At 25.6% G+C, this 601-nt stretch carries 1 pseudogene; it reads left to right on the plus strand.

The window, feature by feature from the left end:
- Window positions 1-65 precede the first annotated feature (65 nt).
- Window positions 66-601, plus strand: a pseudogene (locus RI01_RS02830) (replicative DNA helicase); the annotation flags it as partial.

Below are 601 nucleotides of genomic sequence, written 5' to 3' on the forward strand. Positions count from 1 at the left end.
CCCGTCAATTCATCCCTTTTTCTAACATTAACATCATTAAAAAATAAAAAAGGAGTTAATATAAAATGTTAACCAACGAACAAAAAGCTTTAAGCCAAATCATTACTTATATCAGCAAAGTCCAATGGGAGAAATTAAACCTTTATTTTGCCATCATTAATTCTAAATATTTACATGATACCAATAACCAAAAAATCTTCAACTCTTTAAAATATTTATTTTTAGAAAAACAAACAACCCATCCTTGGGATAAAATCAAAAACAGAGAAATCATTTTAGAAGAATTATTAACTCATTTACAAACTCATTTTCCTCAAGATAATTTTAATTCAAAATCAATAGAATTTTTAAATAACGACATAAATGACATTAACAACCTTCATCTTTTAGTGAATTTAAAACATACTTATAACCAAGAAAATTTATTCCAACAACTAATAAAAACAATCAACCCTTCTTTTGAAAATCAAGATCCTTATAATCGCCATTTATACTACCAAGAAATCTTTGATAAATTAAGAAAATTTATGGCTTTTATTCCCCACAAATCCGACCAAACCTTATTAACTTTAAATCAAATGGTTTCTTGTCATCCTGAATT

Origin of the sequence: Italian clover phyllody phytoplasma str. MA1 (assembly GCF_000300695.1) — a bacterium.
Lineage (GTDB): Bacteria > Bacillota_I > Bacilli_A > Acholeplasmatales > Acholeplasmataceae > Phytoplasma.